The organism is Arthrobacter alkaliphilus (genome assembly GCF_021483235.1).
Taxonomy (GTDB): Bacteria; Actinomycetota; Actinomycetes; order Actinomycetales; family Micrococcaceae; genus Arthrobacter; species Arthrobacter alkaliphilus.
In genome coordinates, this window is sequence record NZ_JAKEEC010000001.1 from 423,119 (window position 1) to 444,733 (window position 21,615).

Genomic DNA, 21,615 nt, shown 5'->3' on the forward strand with positions numbered 1-21,615 from the left:
TCCGCCCGGGCTTCGAGGTCCCCTACGTGGACCCGATGCACTCGGTGGAGGACTGCAGGATTGTCACCCTGTTCTCCAACACCAGCGAGGCCTCCCCGCGAGGCGTGGTCTGGGCGGGCGACGACGCCGCCGCCACCCGGCTGCTGGGCCTGCAGTTCCAGCTCGGCCTGCGACCCGAATGGATGATGCCGTGGAACACCCACCCATGGTTCACTCCGGGCGAGGCGAACGGAAAACTGACTCCTGAGCAGGTCAACGCCGGGCTCAAGCCGCTCATCGCCTTCCTCAAACTCGTTCCCCGCGCCTCGGCGATCGTCGCACACGGCACGGAAGCCAACCGCTTGGCGCAGATGCTCCTGAAGACCGACAACCAGCTGATCTGGCGCCGCGGCCTAAAGGTTTACAAGGCGCGTTCGCTGCACGGCCGCGCCTTCGCCGGTTCCAAGGAACGCCAGACCGAATGGCTCATCGAAATGGGCCGTTCCTACGCGGACGCCATGGCCCGCGCGGGTCTGCAGGCCGGTCGGCGCTAAAGAACCTTAGCGCCGACCCTTCCGGGCCGGCTTCCCGCCGAACAGTCTCCGGTCCAGCGAAACGGCACCGGAGCCGATGAAGGCGAACGCCAACGCCAACGCGATATACAGGATGAGCAGTTCAGCGTTGATTCCAGGACTGTCGCTCAACAGCGGCTTGCCCGATTCGGTGACAAACCAGATTGCCGCGTACATGAGGGCCGCCAGGAAGCCGGCCACCCGGGTCAGGGCGCCGAGCGCCAGAAGTGCGCCCAACCCGGTCTCACCCCAGATGACCAGCCAGGACATCAGATCCGCCTTTTGAACACCCATCGCAGCGATGGTCGCCTCAAATGCGGGCTGCCCCGCGAGCAGCTTCTGGACTCCGTGCACCAGTAAAAGGCCGCCGAACACGATCCTCAGGAACGCGATGCCGCGCGAGGACGAGGTCTGCGAGGGAAGGAGGAATTTCACCCGTCCAATCTTCCACGCAGGCGGCACAGCTCAAAGCAGCCGCTCCGAGCGCCGTGGTGAATCACGCCAAGAGGGCCGGAATGTCCTTGACTCCCGCCACGATGTGGTCGTGCGGTTGCGCGGAGAGCTCCGGCAGGCCCAGCTTCCCTGTCAGGACGCCGACCGCCGTCACTCCCGCGTTCTTGGCCGCCGCCAGGTCATTCGCGGTGTCACCGGCGGCCAACACCTCGCGGACATCAATCACACCCGTCAGTTCCATGGCGCGGTGGATCATGTGGGGCGCCGGACGCCCTGCAGCCACGTCGTCGGAGCAGACGACGGCGTCAAGCAAGCCGCCGTCGGGCGCTGTACCCTCGCCGACGAGCGACCAGCCGAGCCGGGCCAACAGCGGCTCCGCGACATCGCGGGAGAATCCGGTGGTCAGGGCAATCTTGACGCCGCGCCTGCGCAATTCGCGGAAGGCGCCCTCAACGCCGTCGAGCGCTTCCGGCGGGTTCTCTTCGTAGAACTCCGCCAGTAGCTCCTTGAAGCGGAGAAAGGCTGCCCGGACAATATCCGGCGTTGCAGTTCCGCCACCCATGGCGATGAGCGCGGCGATGGCTTCCACCTTGTCGGCTCCCATCCATTCCTGGACGCCTTCGGGAGTGGTGACTGCGCCGGTCTCTTCTACGCAGCGGGCCAGCGCCACGTAGACGTCCCCGTGTTCGTCGATGGTGGTTCCGGCCATGTCGCAGGCGACGAGCTTGATCATGTGTTCCTTGGGTCTATTCGGCGTGGACGCGCACCAAGGCGGCGCGGCGTTCCGCGGTGTTATCGATGGTGAAGTTGGTGAGTGCCGGCAAATACCGGTCTTCCGAGTATTCGATCGCGGTGCCGTCGGCCGAGCTGGTCACGCGGCGTTCGCGCAAAAGGGGAATCCCTTCCGCTTGTTCGAGCAGTTCGGCGTCCTCCTCGTCCGCGGCCACAGCGTCAATCGTGTGGCGGGCACTGTAGAGGTCCACACCTTGAGACTTCAAGAAGGCGAACACGGAACCTGAATCGGTGTCGAAATCGAAGAGCAAGCGGCCCACCTCAAGGACGAAACTGGTCCGCTCGATCATGGCAGGGACGCCGTCCAAGGAGCGGACGCGCAGCAGCTCCACCACTTTCTCACCCGGCTCCAGTCCGAGCGCGTCGGCCGCCTCGGCACTCGCCTCACGACGCGCCACCTCCAACGTTCGCTGCCCCGGCGTCTTGCCGATGCCGATGGCCCATTCGGTGAAGGAATTGAAGGTCGAGAAGGATTGCGACGGGACAGTCGAGCGCACCATCGGGGGCCGCCCGCGGCCGCCTGTGACGGCGCCCTCCGCCCGCAGGAACGCCAACGCCTGGCGGATGGGTCCGCGGGACGTCCCGAATTCCCTGCACAGCGCAGCCTCGCTCGGCAATTGCGAGCCCGGCGGCCAGGTGCCGTCCGTGATGCGGCGCATGAACTCCTCGCTAAGGCGGACATGGAGTGGTGCGTTCTGCTGAATACTCACCACTTGATAATACAAGTTGATTCCGGAGAATGCCTCGCAATTCTGGGCTGGAAGGTAAACAATGCGTGAACCATCGAGGCAAGAAGTAAAGTCTTCGTAAACTTGTATATACAAGTGCCGATCTGGCTTGATTCCTTCTTCCACGCAGGTCAAAGTCAATTCCGTGAACATCAAACCTCCCCCGCCCGACGGTCCGATCGCCACGGATTCAAGCTCCGATGTTGTGATCGTGGGCGCCGGCATTGTCGGGCTTGCACACGCCGCACACGCCGTAGCCAACGGCCTGAGCGTGACGATCCTCGAGCGCGACCACCATGCCGTGGGCGCGTCCGTCAGGAACTTCGGCCACTGCTGCGTCACGGCCCAATCCGGCGAGCTCTACGAACTGGCACAAACCTCCCGTAAATACTGGCTCGAGTTCGCAGCGCTTGCCGGCTTCTGGGCTGCCGAGTCCGGTGCCGTGGTACTCGCCCGGACCCAGGCCGAAATGGCTGTGCTTCAGGAGCTGTCCGCGGCCCGCGAAGAGGGCCAAGTGGAACTGCTCTCCCCCGACGGCGTGCGGTCCCGGCTCAGTTCGGGCGCCGCGCCCGACGACGGCGATGCGGCCTCGGCTTCCTGGCCCGGCTTGATGGGGGGAGCCTTCCTCCGGGACGACCTGCGCGTCGACCCCCGGACGACCGTCGCCAAGCTCGCCGACTGGCTCGCCCACCAGCCCGGCGTGAAGATCCATTGGAACACCGCCGCGCTCGGCTTCGGAGGCACTCCCGGCGGGCCAACGGTCCACACCTCCCGTGGTGATTTCCAAGGCAAGCAAGTGTTCGTCTGCGTGGGGCACGACGTGGACTATCTTTTTCCTTCACTTGCCGCGGAGCACCGGATCGAACGCTGTGCCCTGCAAATGTCCCGCGCCGCCCAGCCTCCCGGCCTGACGATCGGACCGGCGGTCCTCACCGCGACCTCAATGCTCCGCTATCCGGCCTTCACGGACATGCCCGCCGCTGCGGCGCTGCGGGAAGAAGTGGAGCGGGACCGTCCCGACCTCATGCGGATCGGAGCGAACGTGATGTTCACGCAACGCCCGGACGGGACGCTGATCCTCGGGGACTCGCACCACTACCACCGCACGGCGGCACCGTTCATGGATGAAACCGTGACCACCATTTTGAACAAGGACATCGAGTCCGCCATCGGCACACCCTTGGACGTCATCGAACGGTGGCAGGGAATCTATGCCTCCAGCTCCGTGGCCCCCATCCTGGTCCGCGAAACCCAACCCGGCGTCACGGTCGTCTCAGTGACGTCCGGCGTCGGAATGACGCTGTCCTTCGGACTCGCAGACCGCAACATCTCCCCGCTTTACTGACCCAACCTTCCCTTCGTAAAAGGAACCCCATGAAAACGAAACTCTTCACGTCCTCCGCGCTTGCCATCGCTGCGGCACTCGCCCTCTCCGCCTGCGGAGGCGCCGCCAACTCCGCCGGGACCCCGGGTGGAAGCGCAAACGCCGCCAGCAATGCGACGTGCCCCGGGGGCGAGATCAAGTTCGGTGTCGAACCATATGAAGACCCGGCAAAACTCACTCCCGCCTACGAAGTCCTCGCCGCCGCACTCTCAAAGAAGCTCAACTGCCCTGTCAAGGTTCAGGTGGTGGAGGACTACTCCGCCGAAGTCCTGGCAATGCGCAACGGCAAACTGGACTTGGGTGAATTTGGGCCCCTCGGCTTTGTTTTCGCCAACCAGAAGGCAGGCGCCGAACCACTTGTCTCCTTTGCCACGGCGGAAAAGAAGCTGAGCAGCTACTCCGCAGGAATCTGGGTGGCAAAGGACAGCCCCATCAAGGAGATCGACGACCTCAAGGGCAAGTCCCTTGCCCTTGGCAGCGTTGGTTCCACGTCCGGGGACGTCCTCCCCCGTTTCGGACTTCGCGGCGTAGGAATCGCCGATTCCGACCTCAAGATGGACTACACAGGTGGACACCCCGAAGCCCTTCTTGCACTGAAGAACGGCAAGGTTGACGCCGCGGAAATCAACACCCAGACCCTCGCGACCGCCACCGCCGCGGGAACCTTCAAGCAAGAAGATTTCCGTCGTATCTGGGCCTCGGATCCCATCCCCAATGACCCCATCACCGTCCGGCCCGACGCTGACCCCGCCTTCAAGAAGGCCGTCAAGGACGCGTTCCTCAACCTGGACCCCGCCGACGTGGCAAAGGTTGGCGCGTTCCTTGACGTGACTCCTCCCGGTCCGATGATCGACGTCACCAAGGAGAACTACCAGCCGCTCTTCGACTTGGCCAAGACCATGAACCTGACGGAGAAGAACCTGTAATGGATTCCCCGTTGCTCTCTGTACGGGGCCTCCGGAAATCGTTCGGAAACCACCCGGTCCTCAAGGGCGTGGACTTCGATGTCAGCGCCGGGGAACTCATTGCGTTCCTCGGCGCCAACGGCTCGGGCAAGTCCACCACCCTGCGGTGCGTCATGGGGATCGAACAGCCCGACGCCGGGATCATCGCGATAGGCGGCGACGACGTGGGAACCTTGCCGTGGCGCCAACAGCAGGACGCACGGCAACGGACTGCCATGATCTTCCAGAAGATCCACCTGGTGCCGCGCCGCACAGCCTTGGACAACGTCTGCGCCGGTGCGCTGGCCCGGATTCCCACCGGCCGCTCCCTCTCGCCGGTGTTCTTTCCCCGCGCCGTGCAGCAGGAGGCCCTCGAATGCCTGGACCGGGTGGGCCTCGCGGACCGGGCCTTCGACCGGGTTGGACGGCTGTCCGGCGGCCAACAGCAACGCGTGGCCGTTGCCCGGGCGCTGTGTCAGCGGGCCGACATCGTTCTGGCCGACGAGCCCGTCTCCGCCTTGGATCCGCATGCCGCGGAACAGGTCATGGCCCTCCTGCGAGACCTCGCACACGTCGAAAATCTGGCCGTCGCGGCTGTGCTGCACCAGCCTGATCTCGCCCTGCGGCACGCAGACCGCTGCATCGGTTTGCTCCACGGCACCTTGGCCTTCGACCTGCCGTCGTCCGAGGTCGACGCTGCCCGGCTCGATGCCCTCTACGCTCCGGACCGTGTGGCGGCGGCGTGAGCGTTCAAACCCGTACATTTCCCATCCGCCCGAAGCAGCCCCTGCGGTGGATCGCGACGGCGGTGGCCGTCGCCGCCGTCGTCGTCCTCCACGCGCTGGCCATCCAAGGGACCGGGTTCCAGCCCGGACTTTTGGTGGACGGCTGGAAAGGCATGGCCGCATTCGTGGCCGACGCGTTTCCACCCGACCTCAGCTGGGACAAGACCGTCCGGCCCGGGCTTGAGGCAACCCTCGTGACGCTCTGGATCGGGCTCCTCGGAACGACGTTCTCTGTTCCGTCCGCCCTTCTTCTCGCGGTACTGGCGTCGAGGAGCACGGCTCCGCACCGGCTCGTCTACCAAGGGGCCCGCGCGGTTCTGTCCTTCTTCCGTGCCGTGCCGGACATTGTCTTCGCGCTGATCTTCGTCACCGCGGTGGGCCTCGGCCCGTTTGCCGGCGTGCTGGCCTTGATCTGCCACAACACGGGCGTGATGGGCAAGCTATGGGCCGAGTCCATGGAAGAGAGCGACGCCGGTCCGCAGGAGGCGCTGCGCACTGCCGGCGCCAATCGGATCCAGCAGGTTGCCAACGCCACGCTGCCCATGGTGGTGCCCCAGTTCATCGGCCTGCTGCTCTACCGCTTCGACGTGAACGTGCGTTCATCACTGGTCCTGGGACTGGTGGGAGCTGGCGGCATCGGGCTGCTGATCAACCAGTCCATCAAGTCGTTCCGCTTCGACGCAATGCTGACCCACATCATCATTGTGCTGATCCTGATCATCGTGGTGGACCAGTTCTCCGCCTGGGTCCGCCGTAAGCTGGCAGCCTAGCCATTCAGGGTTGGTGCGGAAGGACAGGATGGGTGAATCCAGGATGGATGTTGACGTCGTCGTAGTCGGCGGAGGCGCAATGGGATCGGCTGCCGCGTGGCAACTCGCACTCCGAGGACGATCGGTGGTCCTCCTGGAACAGTTCGAGGAAGGGCACCACATGGGCGCGTCCCATGGCGCGACGCGCAACTTCAACACGGCCTACGCGGAAGACGACTACCTGGCCCTGGTCAGCGAAGCCAGGAAACTCTGGGACGGGCTCGCAGAGGAGACCGAAACGCGATTGTTGGATCTTGTGGGGCTGGCCAACCACGGAAATGTTGGCCGCCTTCGGGAAGTTCGCGCAGCGCATGCGGAGCGGGGCATCGAAAGCTACTTCATCTCCGCCAAGGAGGCGTCAGGGCGTTGGGCGGGCATGGTGTTCCGCAGCGATGTTCTCTTCGTGCCGGAAGCGGGCCGGGTCCGGGCGGCCGACGCCCTGAGGGCGCTGCGCGCATCGGCCGAGGCGCATGGTGCACGATTCACCTATTCCACCCCTGTCCGGGACATCCGCGTCCTCGGCGACGATCGCGCCGTCGTCGTGACCGATTCTGTGGACATCACGGCGCGCCGGGTAGTCGTCACGGTGGGCGCTTGGACCAGCAAGCTCCTCGGTGCGCACGTGCCACTCCCCCGGTTAGTGGTCACCCAGGAGCAGCCAGCCCACTTCACACCCACCGACGGTTCGCAGCTCTGGCCGAGCTTCAACCATGCCCCGGACCCCGGCGATCCCCGCGACGACTATTGGTACAGCCCCGTCTATGGGATGCTCACGCCGGGCGAAGGGGTCAAGGCGGGGTGGCATGGCGCAGGTCCGGTCACCGATCCTGATGCCCGCACGTTTGAACCCGAGCCGGTTCAACTGGAGGCCCTTCGCCGCTACGCCCGCGAATGGCTGCCCGGAGTCGACGCCGAATCGGCGGTTCCCATCAGCTGCACCTACACCAGCACGGCCAACGAAGACTTCGTGCTCGACCGTTTTGGACCCCTTGTGGTCGGAGCCGGGTTCTCCGGGCACGGATTCAAGTTCACCCCGGCTATCGGCCGCGTACTTGCCGATCTGGTCGATGGGATCGACGCGCCGCGCCGCTTTCGCCCCGCTTAAATGCAGCTGGCTCGCAGTTGTTGTCGTTATGACCTCTCAAAACGACAACAACTACGAGCCAGTTAGCTGGGTGCGAAGCTACTTCAGCGTGGAAACAACCTCGTTGAGCTTTGCGGAAGGACGCATCACGGCCTCCGCCTTCGCGGCGTCGGGACGGTAGTAACCGCCGATGTCCACAGGTGAACCCTGGACTCCGAGCAGCTCAGCAGTGATGGTGTCCTCGTTGGACGTCAGGGCCTCGGCGACGGAGGAGAACGCGGCGGCAAGCTCGGCGTCGTCGTTCTGCTTGGCCAGTTCCTGCGCCCAGTACTTCGCGAGGTAGTAGTGGCTGCCCCGGTTGTCGATTTCGCCCACCCTGCGCTTCGGGGACTTGTTGTCGAGCAGGAACGTGCCGGTGGCGCGGTCGAGCGTGTCGGCAAGGACCTGTGCCCGGGCGTTGCCGGTGGTGGTGGCGAGGTGCTCGAAGCTGACGGCCAGGGCGAGGAATTCGCCCAGGCTGTCCCAGCGCAGGTGGTTTTCCTGCAGGAGCTGCTGAACGTGCTTCGGAGCCGAGCCGCCGGCACCGGTCTCGAAAAGACCGCCGCCATTGATCAGCGGAACCACGGAGAGCATCTTGGCACTGGTTCCAAGCTCGAGGATCGGGAACAGGTCGGTGAGGTAGTCACGCAACACGTTTCCGGTCACCGAGATGGTGTCTTCGCCCTTGCGGATCCGCTCCAGCGTAAACGCGGTGGCCTTCTCCGGGGACATGATCTCGATCTGCAGGCCCTCGGTGTCGTGGTCCTTCAGGTATTCCTTGACCTTGGCGATCAACTGGGCGTCGTGGGCACGGGTTTCGTCGAGCCAGAAGACAGCCGGCATCTTGGAGGCGCGCGCACGGGTGACGGCCAGCTTGACCCAGTCACGGATCGGCACGTCCTTGGTCTGGCAGGCGCGCCAGATGTCGCCCGGGGAAACCTGGTGCTCGATCAACACTGTTCCCGAAGAATCCACAACCTGCATGGTCCCGGCGTACTCAACCTCGAAGGTCTTGTTGTGGCTGCCGTATTCCTCAGCCGCTTGCGCCATCAGGCCGACGTTGGGAACGGTGCCCATGGTGGTGGGATCGAAGGCGCCGTGGGCCCGGCAGTCATCGATGACCACTTGGTACACATCCGCGTAGCAGCTGTCCGGGATGACGGCGAGGGTATCGGCCTCTTTGCCATCCGGGCCCCACATGTGGCCGGAGTTACGGATCATAGCCGGCATGGAAGCGTCAACAATGATGTCGCTGGGAACGTGGAGGTTGGTGATGCCCTTGTCCGAATCGACCATGGCAATCGCCGGGCCGTCCTCCAGGCCCTTCTTGATGGCCGCCTTGATGCCTTCGCGGACGTCCTCCGGGAGTTCATCGAGGCCGTTGAGGATGGAAGCGAGGCCGTTGTTCGGGCTCAGGCCTGCAGCAGCGAGCTGCTTACCGTAGGTGTCGAACAGCTCGGAGAAGTACGCCTTGACGACGTGGCCGAAGATGATGGGGTCGGAAACCTTCATCATGGTTGCCTTCAGGTGTGCCGAGAACAGCACGCCTTCTTCCTTCGCGCGGACCACCTGGGCAGCCAGGAATTCGTCCAGGGCCTCGGCACGCATCACGGTGCCGTCCACTACTTCACCGGCGAGGACGGGGAAGGCCGGCTTGAGGACCTTGACCGTGCCATCTTCGCGGACGATCTGGATCTTGATCGTGTCGTCGGCGGGAATGACCACGGACTGCTCGTTGGAGCGGAAATCGTTCGCCGTCATGTGCGCAACGTTGGTCTTGGAGTCGGCGCTCCAAGGACCCATGGAATGCGGGTTCTGCCGGGCGTAGTTCTTCACCGACAGCGGTGCGCGGCGGTCCGAGTTTCCTTCACGCAGGACCGGGTTGACGGCCGAGCCCTTGATCTTGTCGTAACGCGAGCGGATGTCCGTCTCTTCGTCGGAGGAGGGGTTGTCCGGGTAATCCGGAAGCGCGTAGCCCTGACCCTGCAGTTCGGCAATGGCCGCCTTCAGCTGCGGGACCGAGGCGCTGATGTTGGGGAGCTTGATGATGTTCGCTTCGGGCTTCTTTGCCAGTTCACCCAGTTCGGCCAGTGCGTCACTGGTCCGCTGCTCTTCAGTCAGGTAGTCACCGAAGACGGCGATGATTCGGCCAGCCAACGAAATGTCGCGGGTCTCGACCTCCACGCCGGCCGTTGAGGCGAAAGCTTCCACAATCGGCAGGAACGAGTATGTCGCCAGCATCGGCGCTTCGTCAGTGTGGGTATAGATAATCTTTGCCATTGGCGGGGCATCTCCCTGAAGTCTGCAGATTTCAACATCTCTAACTTACCTGAGGGGGCAGGATTGGCGCGTACCGGGAAGGCCTCAAGCGGGCTTTGCACCGTCATACGGGGCCGAACCTTATGTACCTCCGCGCCAAATCGGAGTAGGTTCATTGCGTCAAACTGTGGCCGACGACACGTGGCCGCCAAACGATTGGCAGGACAATCATGACAAAGAAACCACTCCCCATCACTGGTCTCCTGAGCCTCATTACCTCCGCCGTTTTGACCGTCTGTGCCGCTGGAGGGGCGGCAGCCGCAACACCTACTGCGGTTTCGAGCTTCGCAGCGCCTGGGACGCAGCAGCTCGTCAGCCTGGCGACAACCACCACCGACCCCACGGGGTTCTGGACTCCCGAAAGAATGCAAGCGGCCATCCCCGGCGATGTCCTTGCCGGCAAAGCCCTCGCACGAGGGGGCACCTCCGGCACTGCCAGCGGTACGGTCGAAACCGGCCCGCCGGTGAAGATCGCCAGCGCCAAGAGCAACAGCACGAGCCTGCACCAGGACGAAGACCCGATTGACCACGTCGGCAAGGTCTTCTTCACCATGGGCGCCTTCGCCTACGTCTGCTCCGGCAACGTCGTCGTATCGGACAACGACAGCACCGTGGCCACCGCGGGCCACTGCGTCAACGAGGGGCCAGGAGCCTTTGTCAAGAACTTCGTGTTCGTTCCGGCCTATCTCAACGGCAAGGCTCCTTACGGCATCTGGCCTGCCAAAGCCCTCTACACCACGCCCCAGTGGCGCACCGCGGGCGACATCCGCTACGACACGGGCTTCGCGGTTACTGCCACAGTGAACGGCAAGCACTTGGCCGACGTCGTTGGCGCGTCCGGCGTGGAATTCAACCAGGACCGGGGGCTCAGCTACAAGGCCTTCGGCTACCCTGCCGCGCCGCCGTTCGACGGGCAATCGCTTAAGAGCTGCTCCGGTGATGCCACCGATGACCCCATCAATCCACAGTTCAAGGCGCAGGGCATTCCCTGCGATATGACCGGTGGATCATCGGGCGGACCCTGGATGGAGGATTCCGGCTGGGATTCGTACCAAAACTCCATCACCAGCTACGGCTACCCCGGCGGCCCGGCTGTGATCTACGGGCCTTATTGGGGCTCCGTCATCCGGGATGCGTACGAGCTGGCGTCCACGTCCTAGGTCTTCCGGCACCCCCCAGGGACATGCCCCCTGTTCGTGCCGAGGACTGGACATATTGCGAAGATGCCCAGTCCTGACCATCAAAAATGGACATGTCCTCCCGGGCAGGGAGGACATGTCCATTTTTTGCTGGAGCGGGTGGACCTAGTGGAAGAAGTGCCTTGCCCCGGTGAAGTACATCGTGATGCCGGCGGCGTTGGCTGCGGCAATGACTTCCTCATCGCGCACTGAACCACCAGGCTGGACAACCGCGCGGACACCGGCGTCGATCAGAATCTGGAGGCCATCGGCGAACGGGAAGAACGCGTCGGAAGCGGCCACGGCACCACGGGCACGCTCGGGCGCGCTGGTGGCGGAGGTGTTTGACGCGCCGCCGGCACCTTCGACGTCGGACTCCACCTGAACGCCCAAGGTGTTGGCGCGCTCAACCGCCAGTTTGCACGAGTCCAGGCGGTTGACCTGCCCCATGCCGATGCCAACTGCGGCACCGTTGTTGGCGAGCAGGATCGCGTTGGACTTGGCGGCGCGGCAAGCGGTCCACGCGAAGGCGAGGTCGGCCAGCGTGGCATCATCTGCAGCTTCGCCCGCGGCGAGGGTCCAGTTGGCCGGGTTGTCGCCGTCGGCGTCCACCTTGTCGGCTTCCTGGACCAGGACGCCGCCGGAGACCTGGCGGATCTCGGTCGGGTAGCGGCCGTAGCCGTCCGGGAGTGCCAGCAGGCGGATGTTCTTCTTCTTGGACAGGATTTCAACGGCTTCCGGCTCGAAGCCCGGGGCAATGACAACCTCGGTGAAGATCCCGGCCACGGTTTGTGCCATACCCGCGGTGACAATGCTGTTGGCCGCGATGACGCCGCCGAAAGCGGACACCGGATCGCAAGCGTGGGCCTTCGCGTGGGCGTCGGCGATGGGGTCGGCGGCATCGGCCGAACCGACGGCCACACCGCATGGGTTCGCGTGTTTGATGATGGCGACGGCCGGCTCGGAGAAATCGAACGCGGCACGGAGCGCGGCATCGGCGTCGACGAAGTTGTTATAGCTCATGGCCTTGCCGTGCAGCTGGTCGGCCTGGGCGATGCCCGCCGGCGCGGCCTTGTCCACATAAAGTGCGGCCTGCTGGTGCGGGTTCTCGCCGTAGCGAAGCACCTCGGAGCGTTCCAGGGCCAGGCCGGCATAGGCGGGCCAGTCGATGACGCCGTCGCCGTCTTCATCGAGGAACTGGCTGGCAGTCCAGATAGCAACCGCGGTGTCGTAGCTTGCTGTGTGCGCGAAAGCCTTGGCCGCGAGGCGACGGCGGGTCTTCAGGTCAAAACCACCGGCAGCGGCCGCTTCGACCACCTGACCATAGAACGAAGGGTCGACCACGATCGCGACGGCGGCATGGTTCTTCGCGGCCGAGCGCACCATCGCGGGGCCTCCGATGTCGATCTGCTCGACGACGTCGTCCTGCGCGGCGCCGGAGCGGACGGTCTCCACGAAGGGGTAGAGATTGACCACCACGAGGTCGAAGGGCTCGATCTCCATCTTGGCCAGCGTCTCCATGTGGGCAGGAACGCGGCGGTCCGCGAGGATGCCGCCGTGCACCCGCGGGTGCAGGGTCTTGACCCGGCCATCGAGCATCTCCGGGGAACCGGTGACTTCTTCGACTTCCTTGACCGGAATGCCGGCTGCGGCGATCTTCTTCGCGGTGGAACCGGTGGAGACAATGGCGACTCCTGCTGCATGCAGGCCCCTCGCGAGCTCCTCCAGCCCCGTCTTGTCGTAAACCGAGATCAGTGCACGGCGGATGGGAACACGGTCAAGCTGCGTCAAGCTCACAAAAGTCTCCGTCTTATATCGCGGGATTGCGCGGTTGCTGGGGATACGCACGAGTTTATCGCGTTGTGGCTCCCCTTCGTTTTTTGAGACGTGGGGTCGCCCACGGCATATGGTTGGGCCATGGATTCCGAGGATGTGATTCTGGTCGCCGACATCGGCAAGAGCCGGTGCCGGGTTGAACTCCGGCGGGGCGATGACGTGTTGGGCTCGGCGGACCAGCATGGCTTCCCCGGCCTGGGCATGGACAACGGCGCAGGGCACGCCTTCGAGTTGCTCGCTGACACCGCCGCCATGCTGCCGCGGGGGCTTCCGGCAGCATTCCCGGAAGGTCCGTTGCGGGGAATCGGCGCCGCCGTCGCCGGGGTCGAGGCCTCCGCGGCCAACTCGCACGAACTCGCCGTCCTGCTTTCGGAGCGCTTCAAGGTTCCGGCCGCCGTTCTTTCGGACGCTACCGCCGCCCAACTCGGCGCCCTGGGCGGCGCAACCGGGACGGTGCTTATTGTCGGCACAGGCGCGGTCGCCTTCCGCTTCGACGACGCCGGAACCCTCCATCGTGCCGACGGGTGGGGACCACTTTTGGGCGATCGCGGAAGCGGCCGCTGGATCGGCCAGCAGGGCCTTGTGGCCGCACTGCAAGCGCACGACGGTGGGACGGCCACGTCGTTGCTTGGCGCGGCGGCCGCACTGGCCGGCTCGCCCGCGCAGCTCCCGGCGTGGCTCGCCGCCTCCGACAACCCGGCCCGGACTATGGCCCGTTTCGCCCCCGTGGTCCTGACTGAAGCGGCGGCGGGAGACGCCGTCGCCCGCGGGATTGTGGACGAAGCGTGCAGGCTTCTCGTGAACACGGTGGCCCTCGCCGCCGGCGACACGAAGCAGGTGGCGTTGCTCGGCGGCGTCGTGACATCGGAGTTCTTCAGCGGGCTCTTGCACAACGCCCTCGCTTCGGCTGGGATTGAGGTGGTTGCGGCACTCGGCGACGGCATGGACGGGGCCGCCCTCGCAGCGCACCGCCGCGGGCTCCTCCAGGAAAGGTACATTCACCGTGACGGAACAGCCTGACGCCTCTTCCCCTGCTTCATCCGGTTCCATAGGGGGCGACCCGCTGGAGAAACTCCGTTCCGAGCTCGAGGGCCTGCAAACCGAAGCGGCGTCGCCCGCCCTCAAGGACTTGGACACCATGGGCACGGCCGAGCTGGTCGCTGCCATGAACGAGCAGAACCGAGGCGTTCCGGCCGCCGTCGAGCAAGCCAGCGAAGAGATCGCCGCAGTGGTGGACGCCGTTACGGAGCGCCTTTCCCGCGGCGGCAGGCTGCTCTACGTCGGCGCCGGAACGGCAGGGCGGCTCGGAATCTTGGACGCGAGCGAATGCCCGCCCACCTTCGGCACTCCCCCGGGTCTCGTCGTCGGGATCATCGCGGGCGGCACCCAGGCCATCCAGAAACCGGTGGAATACGCCGAGGACAACGCCACCGCCGGGGCCCGGGACCTGCACGACATCAGCGTGACCGAGGCCGACGCCGTCGTCGGAATCTCTGCCTCAGGCCGCACCCCTTACGTGATCGGCGCCCTTGAGGAGGCCCGCAGCCGCGGGGCGTTCACAGCGTCGCTCGCCTGCAACCACGACTCACCGATCAGCAAACTGGCGGATGTCGCAATCGACGTCGTGGTCGGTCCGGAATTCGTTGCCGGTTCCACGCGACTGAAGGCCGGCACTGCTCAAAAACTTGTCCTCAACATGATCAGCACGCTCACCATGGTCAAGCTCGGGAAGACCTACGGAAACCTGATGGTCGATCTGCGGGCAACCAACAACAAACTTCTCGCACGGTCCCAACGGACTATCCAACACGCCACGGGCGTGGACGCGGAGACGGCGATCCGTGCTCTGGATTCCGTCGGCGGATCGGTCAAGGCGGCCATCCTTGTCATCCTGACGGGGATCGATCCGGGGCAGGCAAAGAGCGCTTTGGATGAGGCCGGTGGGTTCCTGCGAAAGGCGATCGAGAAGCACGGATAGAGTTTCCCCAGGAGGGGAAAATGAATACTTACACAACCGTGCCCAGCGGCGAACAGGTTGTCCAGGAACTGCCGTGGAGGTGGAAGGTCCAGGGCAGGATCTTCCTGATCGGCGGCCTCGGCTTCATGTTCGATGCCTGGGATGTGACCCTCAACGGCATCCTCATACCGTTGCTTTCAAAGCACTGGTCCCTCCAGCCCGCCGACGCCGGATGGATAGGCACCGCCAATCTGGTCGGTATGGCCTTGGGTGCTTTCGTCTGGGGCACCATCGCGGACACGATCGGCCGGAAGCGGGCATTCACCGCTACTCTGCTGGTCTTCTCCCTCTTCACGGTGCTCGGTGCGTTTGCCCCGGACATCGTTTGGTTCTGCGTATTCCGGTTCGTGGCCGGTTTCGGGCTGGGCGGCTGCATTCCGGTGGACTACGCGCTGGTCGGTGAATTCACTCCACGGAAGCAGCGCGGCAAGGTGCTTACGGCCATGGACGGTTGGTGGCCCGTAGGTGCTGCCTTGTGTGGATTCCTTTCGGCCGGACTGGTCGCTGCCTTCGCAGACTGGCGGCTGACGATGCTCGTCATGGTGTTGCCTGCCTTGCTGGTGTTCTGGGTCAGGCGGAGCGTGCCCGAATCCCCGCTCTTCCTCATCCGCAAGGGCCGCCGCCAGGAGGCCGCCGACGTGATCGACAGTCTTGTCCTGGCCACAGGGGCTGAGCCGCGCGCCTACAGCCTGCCCGCCCCGGAAGGCGCGCCCCGCCTCTCCGCCGGCAGCGCCTGGCAGCAGTTGCGACGCATCTGGCAGTTCAACTGGAAGATCACGACGGCGGCCTGGGCCCTGTTTTTCAGCATCCTTCTGGTCTACTACTTGAGCTTGACGTGGATGCCGCGGATCCTGATCGGCGCCGGGTTCGAGGAGTACAAGGCCTTCGTGACGACAGCCGGGATGGCCGGCGTCGGGCTCCTGGGCGTCGTGGTCGCGGCGGTGCTGGTGGAGCAGGTGGGCCGCAAATGGATCCTGGCCATCACCGGACCGCTGTCCGCGTTGACACTTGTGATCGTGTCATTAGTAGTGGACATCCCTGACGCGGCCGTGTTCTGGCTCCTCGCGTACGGCTTCCTTATCCAGGTGGCCATTCCGGTGCTCTACACCTATGTTTCCGAGCTCTACCCCACCGAGCTCCGGGGCTCCGGCTTCGGGTGGGCCTCCACGTTCTCCCGGGTGGGTGCGGGGATCGGTCCGCTCGTCTTCGCCTCGTACTTCTGGCCCGAGCTTGGCCTGGCCACGTCGTTCGCCTTGGCTGGCGGGCTGATCGTGGTGGCTGTGCTGTGGATGGCGTTGTTTGCCCCGGAGACCAAGCAGCTCGACCTCGACTGAGCATGCCCCCTGCCCACGACCAAGAGTGGACATATCAGCAATATGTCCATCCTTCGCGGCCAACGGCGCGCATGTCCCGCGGAGGGCTCTGGACATGTCCATCAATGGCGGTCAAGAGTGGGCATGTCCCTAGGGGTGCGTGGGATTCAGGCGTGCTTCCCCGCCGCGAGCTCGGCGAGTGTCCGGACGAGGAGCCTGCGCTCCACGACCTTGATGCGTTCGTGCAGGGTGTCCTCGGTGTCGTCCGGGGCGATGTCGACGGCTTCCTGCGCGATGATAGGCCCGGTGTCCACGCCGGCGTCGGCCCAGTGAACGGTGCAGCCAGTCACTTTCACGCCGTACGCCATGGCATCGCGGACCCCGTGGGCGCCGGGGAACGCGGGCAACAGTGCCGGGTGCGTGTTGAGGTACTTGCCGTTGAAGGCATCGATGAACTCCGGGCTGACGATCCTCATGAACCCGGAGGAGACCACCACGTCAGGATCGTACGATGCAACGGCCTTGGTGAGCGCGGCGTTCCAATCCGCCCGGTCCGCGTAGTCCTTGAAGTCCACCACGAAGGTGTCCAGTCCGGCTTGGGCGGAGCGTTCCACGCCGTAGGTGCCGGGCCGGTCCGCGCCCACGGCTGCGATCTCAACGTCCAGCTCGCCCGCCTTCACGGCGTCGATTACTGCTTGAAGGTTGGAACCGGTGCCGGAGACGAGGACAACAATGCGCATTGCTCTAGCTTATGGTGGGCTCGCGTAGGCTGGAAAACATGAATTCCGGCGTCAGACCCACCCCGCAGCCACAGAGTCAGGCTGCTAAATCAGCGCTTGCCCTCACCCACACGCTGTTCAGGACATTCCTGCTGACCGTTCTTGGCGCCATCTTCGTCTACATCCTGAACGTTAGTTACGTCTGGCTCAGTGGCATCCTCACGGCCATCGCGGGAGTTCTTGGGGTAGTGGTCCTCGTGCGAACCCTCCGGTTCAAGCAGCCGCGCATCATTCTGTTCGGCACGATTTCCGGCCTATTGGTCACGGCCATCATGTGCCTGCTGGTGCTCACCGCCGTCGTGTTCTTCCAACAGATCACCACCCTGGAGAACTGCGTACGAGGCGCGCTGACGGTCCACGCCAGAGACTTATGCCAGGTCGATTTCCAGAACTCGATTCCCTCCGGATTGCGCTAGCCGGGACGCGATCAAGGTGAGGCGGGCACCTTAGCGGCGGTCGCCGTCGTACACGGAATCGTCGAGATCCGCTTCGCGGAGCTTCTGCCGCCTCTCGAGCCAGGGCCCCACCCAATAACCGATCACGACGCCGATCCCCACCTCCGCGGCGATCCACGTTGCCGTCCGCAGCGGGTCGGGGCCGATCTCGGTCAGGCGCCCGATCCCAGCGGAACCACGCGCCAGCCAGGCGAGACCCCCGGCCAGGGCCCCGGCGACGGTCCCGATGAGCGCGGCGAGGACCAGCGTGGACACCGGAGCCGTGAACCACCGCGCCTTGATCTTGATGGAGAGCCATTCGTCGAAGTGGTTCTCCCCCGCACGCAGGAACCACCAGCCGGCCAGCACCCCGGCGCTCACCGGCAGGACGAGAGCCGCGGCACCGAAGTCGAGTTGCCCGGTGGGCAGTGCTCCGAAGACAGGAATCGCGGGCAGCGGCCCGACGGCGGTGCCCAGCGGCCCGACATGTGAGCCGACCCCGAGGGAGAACCCTGCGCCAGAGGACCAAGCCAAAGCGAAAACCGCCAGATTGGGGAGGTAGCCGAGCTGGGCGATGGTCAGGACGCCCCCGCCGAGGGCGCCGGCTTTGAGGCCTTCGTAGACGGCGATGATGTCCGTCCAGTGCATGACAATGTCGACGGCGAGCAGCGTGGCTGCGAGTGTCACTGCCGCCATGATTGCCACGAATCCGGCCTTGATAGCGGAGCCGAAGTAGGAACCGGCCCAACGGGAATGTTGGCTTGTGCGCGCGAGCCAATCGACGGCGTCGACGCCAATGAGCCTGCTCCAAGAGCCGGACTCACGACGGGCGCCCACCACCATGCCGAGACCGAACGGGACAAGCGGAAGCAGTGCCGCGAACCAGATGTTGATGGAAATGTCCTGCGTCCTGCAGACGAAGCCGGTGGCCGCACCGAACGCCCCATAGACAAGCAACGCTCCGAAGAAGGCCTGCCACAGCTGGTCGGTGTAGGAGGCCCTAGCCAGCCGGCGGCCCGCACGCCAAGCCAAGAGGAAGGGGACCAGAGTCAGTCCGAGCGGAATAAGGGACAACATCCCGGAACCCGGTAAACCGGCGGTACCCATGTTCACAGTGGCAAGCTGCAGCGGCACGCCATGGACCAGGAGCCAGGTTTGGCCAGCCAAGCGCGCCAGGAAATCGATGGAGTGGTTCTGGAAGCCGTCTGTTGCCCAGACACCGATCAGCGGCAGGACCACCACGAGCGCCGAGATGATGGCCGCCTGGGCCGACTCGAGGGCGCCCTGCAGCCACAAAGGCATAGGCAGGCCACGGTTACCGGTCTGATCAGCGCGCAGTTTCATCGTGTTCTATCGTGCCACGGCGTGCCTCGCTCCCCCGGCAGGCGCCCGGAACGCCCGCCAATCCCCCAACGCCCACTCACGTATCACCCCCAAAACCCAAACGTCCGCGCGCATCTGCCGCGACGCCGTCGTCGTTCATGTGAGCAGGCGTCGGGAGGAAACCCGTCATAAGTGACCGGGCGTCGGGGAAAAACCCGGAGATGTGACCGGGCGTCGGGGAAAAACCCGGGAGATGTGACCGGGCGTCGGGAGCCGGGTCGGGAGCCGGGGCAGGCCGCTGCTCCGGGCGCTTTTTGCACGGGGCAGACGTAAAATTGGATTGTTCGCAATAAGTGGATGGAGGTCATCGATGACTACCGCAAGCCCACATGCACATGGTGTTCACTTTGGACGGACGGATCTCCAGAACATCGGCATGGGTGTAGGTATTCTGATCGCGCTGGTGGGCCTCCTCGGATTCATTCCGGGCATCACCACGCGGTACGGGGAACTGCAGTTCTTCGGGCCAAATTCGCACGCAATGCTCTTGGGCGTGTTCCAAGTGTCGCTGGTGCTCAACATTGTGCAGCTCCTCGTCGGCGGCACCGGCTGGGCGATGTCCCGCTCGGGCGGCCACGGCGCACGCAACAGCCTGATGGGCTTCGGCGCGTTGTACATCCTGTTCAGTGTGTACGGACTGAGCGTCGGCGTTGATTCGGCGGCCAACTTCCTATCGCTGAACACGCTCGACAACTGGACGTTCATGGTCTTGGGCATCCTGATGATCGCCGCCGGCTGGATGTTTTCACGGCACCTGGCTGACGACGCGGGGTAGCCCATTCACTGACCCGGATTGAGCTATACCTGGATTAAAGGAGCCGCCGATGGGTACGATCTACAGCTAATTCTGAATAGCCATACAAGCGGTTGGTGCAGTTCCTGCGGTGAAGAAGCCGGGAGCTGTGCCAACCTTCTTTGTGCCCGACGCCGTCATCTCCACTTGGGTGCCACCGGCACCGGCCGCGTCGCGTCACCCAGTTAAACAAATTGCTGGACTCTTGGAGCGGACCGCATCAGACTGACTACACGAGCCGCTTGGGTGCTTGCCGTTGAAAGGACAGTCATGTTCGACCTCGTTGCTTATCTCCCTATTTTTATCACCGTATTGGGAGTAGTTGTCGCATTCGCCGTCATTAGGCTCCTCATCAAATTGATGTGGAAGGTGGCTGAGCCAAACGAGGCATTGATCATTTCCGGCCTGACCCGGGGAAGCCTGGACACCAAGGACGGAATGGATTTCAAAATCGTCACTGGAAAGGGCGCCCTGGTGGTTCCGGGGCTTCAAACCGTGAGGGCTTTGTCCCTCACGCTCAATGAAACAGAACTCCAGGTCAACTGCGTGACCTCACAAGGTATCCAGGTGATTGTGGAGGGCGTGGTTATCTACAAAATCGGTGACGCGCCTCCTTTCATTGCCAACGCCGCGAGGCGCTTTCTGGGCCAGCAGCCCAAAATGGAAAGCCAGGTCTACAACGTTTTTGAGGGGCATTTGCGCTCGATCATTGGCAGCATGACCATGGAAGAAATCATCCGCGAGCGCGACAAACTCGCTTCGTTGGTTCGCAGCGCGAGCGGCATCGAAATGGAAAAGCTTGGCTTGGTGGTCGATTCCCTCCAAATCAAGGACCTGCAGGACCCCACGGGCTACATTCAAAACCTGGCCAAGCCGCACATTGCGCAGGTCAAAATGGAGGCCCGGATCGCCGAAGCCACCAGGAACCGCGAGGCCGCCGAGAAGGAGGCCGAGGCAGCCGCCCAGATCGCGGACGCCCAGAGCATTTCGGCGATCAGGCAATCGGCGGCCCAGGCCAATGCCGAAACCGCGAGGGCCAACGCCGCCCAGGCAGGTCCGTTGGCCGACGCCACGGCGCGGCAGCAAGTGGTGGTCCAGGAAACCGAGGTGGCCAAGCTCGAGGCGGACCGTGAAGAGCAAAAGCTCCAGACGTCCATCCGGAAGCCCGCCGATGCAAAGGCGTATGCCCAGCGCACCGAGGCGGAAGCCCAGAAGGCCGCCGATATCAGTGCGTCCGAGGCGCGGGCACGGCGGACGGAACTCGAAGCCCAGGCCAACGCCCGCAAGGTGGAAGTCGAAGCCCAGGCCAACGCCACGGCGGCCGCCGCCATTGCCGGAGCCACAAAGATCACCGGTGAAGCCGAAGCGGCCGCCACCCGGGCCCGCGGCGACGCTGCGGCCTCGGCCATCAAGGCGAAGTCCTTGGCGGAAGCGGACGGCATCAAGGCCCGCGCTGAGGCACTCGGAACCAACCAGGAGGCAGTCATCTCCCAGCAGCTTGCCGAGAACATGCCTGCGATTGTGGCCGCCGCGGCCGAGCCCTTTGGCCACGTGGGGCAAATGACGGTCCTCAACGGTGGCGACGGCCTCAACAGCATGGTGGGCGGGATCCTGTCCCAAGTGGGCAACTACCTGCCATCGATCACGGCGGCGCTCAAGAACGGCAAGGAACCGCCCAAGCGGCCCACCAAAGCCCCGGATGCCTAAGGCTACCGATGCACAAAGAGGTTGATCGGAGCCTGACGGGCAAGATCGGCAGGGTCACGGGCCGTATCGGGCCAGACACTGTCGGGGAAGTGATGCTGCCGTTCCTCGGAGGGACAAGCGCCTTCCACGCACATCCCTTCGACAAGAGGAGTGTTTTCAATGTGGGTGACCAAGTGCTGGTGATCTACTACGAGCCGCCGGGAACGGTGTTTGTCGACGAGTTGCCGGACGTCCTGAAGCCGGCGGGATAAAGGCGCGGTAAAGAAGCAGACAGAGCTGAGGGCGGC

21 protein-coding genes are annotated in these 21,615 nt (G+C 64.4%); 14 read left to right on the forward strand and 7 right to left on the reverse strand.

All coding sequences use genetic code 11. From position 1 onward, the window contains the following. Window positions 1-35: 35 nt before the first annotated feature. Window positions 36-533 carry a uracil-DNA glycosylase family protein gene (locus L0B83_RS01955; protein WP_234756608.1) on the forward strand — a complete coding sequence of 166 codons (498 nt, stop codon included), beginning with the start codon at window positions 36-38 and terminating at the stop codon, window positions 531-533. A gap of 6 nt (window positions 534-539) precedes the next feature. On the opposite strand, the gene L0B83_RS01960 is transcribed toward L0B83_RS01955, so the two are convergent. The 3 genes from L0B83_RS01960 to L0B83_RS01970 all read right to left on the reverse strand — a co-directional run bounded on the left by L0B83_RS01960 (window position 540) and on the right by L0B83_RS01970 (window position 2,506). Then, window positions 540-986: a DoxX family protein gene (locus tag L0B83_RS01960; RefSeq protein WP_234756448.1), complete on the reverse strand. Its 447-nt coding sequence runs from the start codon at window positions 984-986 to the stop codon at window positions 540-542. A gap of 61 nt (window positions 987-1,047) precedes the next feature. Further along, window positions 1,048-1,737 (reverse strand): phosphonatase-like hydrolase, encoded by a 690-nt coding sequence (locus L0B83_RS01965; RefSeq protein WP_234756450.1) that lies wholly within the window; start codon window positions 1,735-1,737, stop codon window positions 1,048-1,050. A 13-nt stretch (window positions 1,738-1,750) separates the two neighbouring features. Next, complete coding sequence (locus L0B83_RS01970; RefSeq protein WP_234756453.1) at window positions 1,751-2,506, reverse strand: GntR family transcriptional regulator; 756 nt, start codon at window positions 2,504-2,506, stop codon at window positions 1,751-1,753. A gap of 163 nt (window positions 2,507-2,669) precedes the next feature. Between L0B83_RS01970 and L0B83_RS01975 the strand changes: the two genes are divergently transcribed. Genes L0B83_RS01975 through L0B83_RS01995 form a run of 5 tightly spaced genes read left to right on the forward strand, consistent with a single transcriptional unit; the run spans window position 2,670 to window position 7,551 of the window. Continuing rightward, window positions 2,670-3,869 (forward strand): TIGR03364 family FAD-dependent oxidoreductase, encoded by a 1,200-nt coding sequence (locus tag L0B83_RS01975; protein ID WP_234756455.1) that lies wholly within the window; start codon window positions 2,670-2,672, stop codon window positions 3,867-3,869. A gap of 29 nt (window positions 3,870-3,898) precedes the next feature. Further along, window positions 3,899-4,834: a phosphate/phosphite/phosphonate ABC transporter substrate-binding protein gene (locus L0B83_RS01980; protein WP_234756457.1), complete on the forward strand. Its 936-nt coding sequence runs from the start codon at window positions 3,899-3,901 to the stop codon at window positions 4,832-4,834. Further along, window positions 4,834-5,598 carry a phosphonate ABC transporter ATP-binding protein gene (locus L0B83_RS01985; RefSeq protein ID WP_234756459.1) on the forward strand — a complete coding sequence of 255 codons (765 nt, stop codon included), beginning with the start codon at window positions 4,834-4,836 and terminating at the stop codon, window positions 5,596-5,598. The genes L0B83_RS01980 and L0B83_RS01985 overlap by 1 nt, the downstream gene beginning before the upstream one ends. Continuing rightward, a complete protein-coding gene (phnE, locus tag L0B83_RS01990) occupies window positions 5,595-6,407 on the forward strand; it encodes a phosphonate ABC transporter, permease protein PhnE (protein WP_234756461.1) in 813 nt (270 codons plus the stop codon). The genes L0B83_RS01985 and phnE overlap by 4 nt, the downstream gene beginning before the upstream one ends. A 43-nt stretch (window positions 6,408-6,450) precedes the next feature. Further along, window positions 6,451-7,551: an FAD-dependent oxidoreductase gene (locus L0B83_RS01995; protein ID WP_234756610.1), complete on the forward strand. Its 1,101-nt coding sequence runs from the start codon at window positions 6,451-6,453 to the stop codon at window positions 7,549-7,551. A gap of 78 nt (window positions 7,552-7,629) precedes the next feature. Here the strand turns inward: L0B83_RS01995 and L0B83_RS02000 are convergent, their stop codons facing one another. Beyond that, window positions 7,630-9,849 (reverse strand): NADP-dependent isocitrate dehydrogenase, encoded by a 2,220-nt coding sequence (locus tag L0B83_RS02000; RefSeq protein WP_234756463.1) that lies wholly within the window; start codon window positions 9,847-9,849, stop codon window positions 7,630-7,632. A gap of 209 nt (window positions 9,850-10,058) precedes the next feature. On the opposite strand from L0B83_RS02000, the gene L0B83_RS02005 reads away from it, so the two are divergent. Next, on the forward strand, window positions 10,059-11,048 hold the full coding sequence (locus L0B83_RS02005) for a trypsin-like serine peptidase (protein WP_234756465.1): 990 nt from the start codon (window positions 10,059-10,061) through the stop codon (window positions 11,046-11,048). A 144-nt stretch (window positions 11,049-11,192) separates the two neighbouring features. On the opposite strand, the gene purH is transcribed toward L0B83_RS02005, so the two are convergent. Next, window positions 11,193-12,863, reverse strand: coding sequence for a bifunctional phosphoribosylaminoimidazolecarboxamide formyltransferase/IMP cyclohydrolase (gene purH / locus L0B83_RS02010; RefSeq protein ID WP_234756467.1), 1,671 nt, complete (start codon window positions 12,861-12,863; stop codon window positions 11,193-11,195). 120 nt (window positions 12,864-12,983) lie between these two features. Here purH and L0B83_RS02015 point away from each other — a divergent pair, with 120 nt between their 5' ends. Genes L0B83_RS02015 through L0B83_RS02025 form a run of 3 tightly spaced genes read left to right on the forward strand, consistent with a single transcriptional unit; the run spans window position 12,984 to window position 16,253 of the window. Further along, window positions 12,984-13,922, forward strand: coding sequence for an N-acetylglucosamine kinase (locus tag L0B83_RS02015; protein WP_234756469.1), 939 nt, complete (start codon window positions 12,984-12,986; stop codon window positions 13,920-13,922). Next, window positions 13,906-14,880, forward strand: a complete 975-nt coding sequence (gene murQ / locus L0B83_RS02020; protein ID WP_372461108.1) for an N-acetylmuramic acid 6-phosphate etherase — start codon at window positions 13,906-13,908, stop codon at window positions 14,878-14,880. The genes L0B83_RS02015 and murQ overlap by 17 nt, the downstream gene beginning before the upstream one ends. Before the next feature lie 20 nt (window positions 14,881-14,900). Next, complete coding sequence (locus L0B83_RS02025; protein WP_234756471.1) at window positions 14,901-16,253, forward strand: MFS transporter; 1,353 nt, start codon at window positions 14,901-14,903, stop codon at window positions 16,251-16,253. Window positions 16,254-16,399: 146 nt separating this feature from the next. Here the strand turns inward: L0B83_RS02025 and purN are convergent, their stop codons facing one another. Continuing rightward, complete coding sequence (purN, locus tag L0B83_RS02030) at window positions 16,400-16,972, reverse strand: phosphoribosylglycinamide formyltransferase (protein ID WP_234756473.1); 573 nt, start codon at window positions 16,970-16,972, stop codon at window positions 16,400-16,402. A 38-nt stretch (window positions 16,973-17,010) separates the two neighbouring features. Between purN and L0B83_RS02035 the strand changes: the two genes are divergently transcribed. Further along, window positions 17,011-17,427 (forward strand): hypothetical protein, encoded by a 417-nt coding sequence (locus tag L0B83_RS02035; RefSeq protein WP_234756475.1) that lies wholly within the window; start codon window positions 17,011-17,013, stop codon window positions 17,425-17,427. Window positions 17,428-17,457: 30 nt separating this feature from the next. On the opposite strand, the gene L0B83_RS02040 is transcribed toward L0B83_RS02035, so the two are convergent. Continuing rightward, window positions 17,458-18,789, reverse strand: coding sequence for a cell division protein PerM (locus L0B83_RS02040; protein WP_234756477.1), 1,332 nt, complete (start codon window positions 18,787-18,789; stop codon window positions 17,458-17,460). Between the two features lie 349 nt (window positions 18,790-19,138). On the opposite strand from L0B83_RS02040, the gene L0B83_RS02045 reads away from it, so the two are divergent. From L0B83_RS02045 to L0B83_RS02055, 3 genes are all read left to right on the forward strand, one after another. Continuing rightward, a complete protein-coding gene (locus L0B83_RS02045) occupies window positions 19,139-19,603 on the forward strand; it encodes a DUF4383 domain-containing protein (RefSeq protein WP_234756479.1) in 465 nt (154 codons plus the stop codon). Window positions 19,604-19,891: 288 nt separating this feature from the next. Then, entirely contained in the window at window positions 19,892-21,328 is a 1,437-nt protein-coding gene (locus L0B83_RS02050; RefSeq protein ID WP_234756481.1) for a flotillin family protein, read from the forward strand. An 8-nt stretch (window positions 21,329-21,336) separates the two neighbouring features. Further along, window positions 21,337-21,579, forward strand: a complete 243-nt coding sequence (locus L0B83_RS02055) for an NfeD C-terminal domain-containing protein (protein ID WP_234756483.1) — start codon at window positions 21,337-21,339, stop codon at window positions 21,577-21,579. The last annotated feature ends 36 nt before the right edge of the window (window positions 21,580-21,615 follow it).

Bases quoted from the DNA above. Each gene is read 5' to 3' on its own strand.
- L0B83_RS01955 (WP_234756608.1), top strand. From the start codon at position 36: ATGCACTCGGTGGAGGACTGCAGGATTGTCACCCTGTTCTCCAACACC.
- L0B83_RS01965 (WP_234756450.1), bottom strand. From the start codon at position 1,737: ATGATCAAGCTCGTCGCCTGCGACATGGCCGGAACCACCATCGACGAA.
- L0B83_RS01980 (WP_234756457.1), top strand. From the start codon at position 3,899: ATGAAAACGAAACTCTTCACGTCCTCCGCGCTTGCCATCGCTGCGGCA.
- L0B83_RS01985 (WP_234756459.1), top strand. From the start codon at position 4,834: ATGGATTCCCCGTTGCTCTCTGTACGGGGCCTCCGGAAATCGTTCGGA.
- L0B83_RS01995 (WP_234756610.1), top strand. From the start codon at position 6,451: ATGGATGTTGACGTCGTCGTAGTCGGCGGAGGCGCAATGGGATCGGCT.
- L0B83_RS02000 (WP_234756463.1), bottom strand. From the start codon at position 9,849: ATGGCAAAGATTATCTATACCCACACTGACGAAGCGCCGATGCTGGCG.
- L0B83_RS02005 (WP_234756465.1), top strand. From the start codon at position 10,059: ATGACAAAGAAACCACTCCCCATCACTGGTCTCCTGAGCCTCATTACC.
- L0B83_RS02015 (WP_234756469.1), top strand. From the start codon at position 12,984: ATGGATTCCGAGGATGTGATTCTGGTCGCCGACATCGGCAAGAGCCGG.
- L0B83_RS02025 (WP_234756471.1), top strand. From the start codon at position 14,901: ATGAATACTTACACAACCGTGCCCAGCGGCGAACAGGTTGTCCAGGAA.
- purN (WP_234756473.1), bottom strand. From the start codon at position 16,972: ATGCGCATTGTTGTCCTCGTCTCCGGCACCGGTTCCAACCTTCAAGCA.
- L0B83_RS02035 (WP_234756475.1), top strand. From the start codon at position 17,011: ATGAATTCCGGCGTCAGACCCACCCCGCAGCCACAGAGTCAGGCTGCT.
- L0B83_RS02040 (WP_234756477.1), bottom strand. From the start codon at position 18,789: ATGAAACTGCGCGCTGATCAGACCGGTAACCGTGGCCTGCCTATGCCT.
- L0B83_RS02045 (WP_234756479.1), top strand. From the start codon at position 19,139: ATGACTACCGCAAGCCCACATGCACATGGTGTTCACTTTGGACGGACG.
- L0B83_RS02050 (WP_234756481.1), top strand. From the start codon at position 19,892: ATGTTCGACCTCGTTGCTTATCTCCCTATTTTTATCACCGTATTGGGA.
- L0B83_RS02055 (WP_234756483.1), top strand. From the start codon at position 21,337: ATGCACAAAGAGGTTGATCGGAGCCTGACGGGCAAGATCGGCAGGGTC.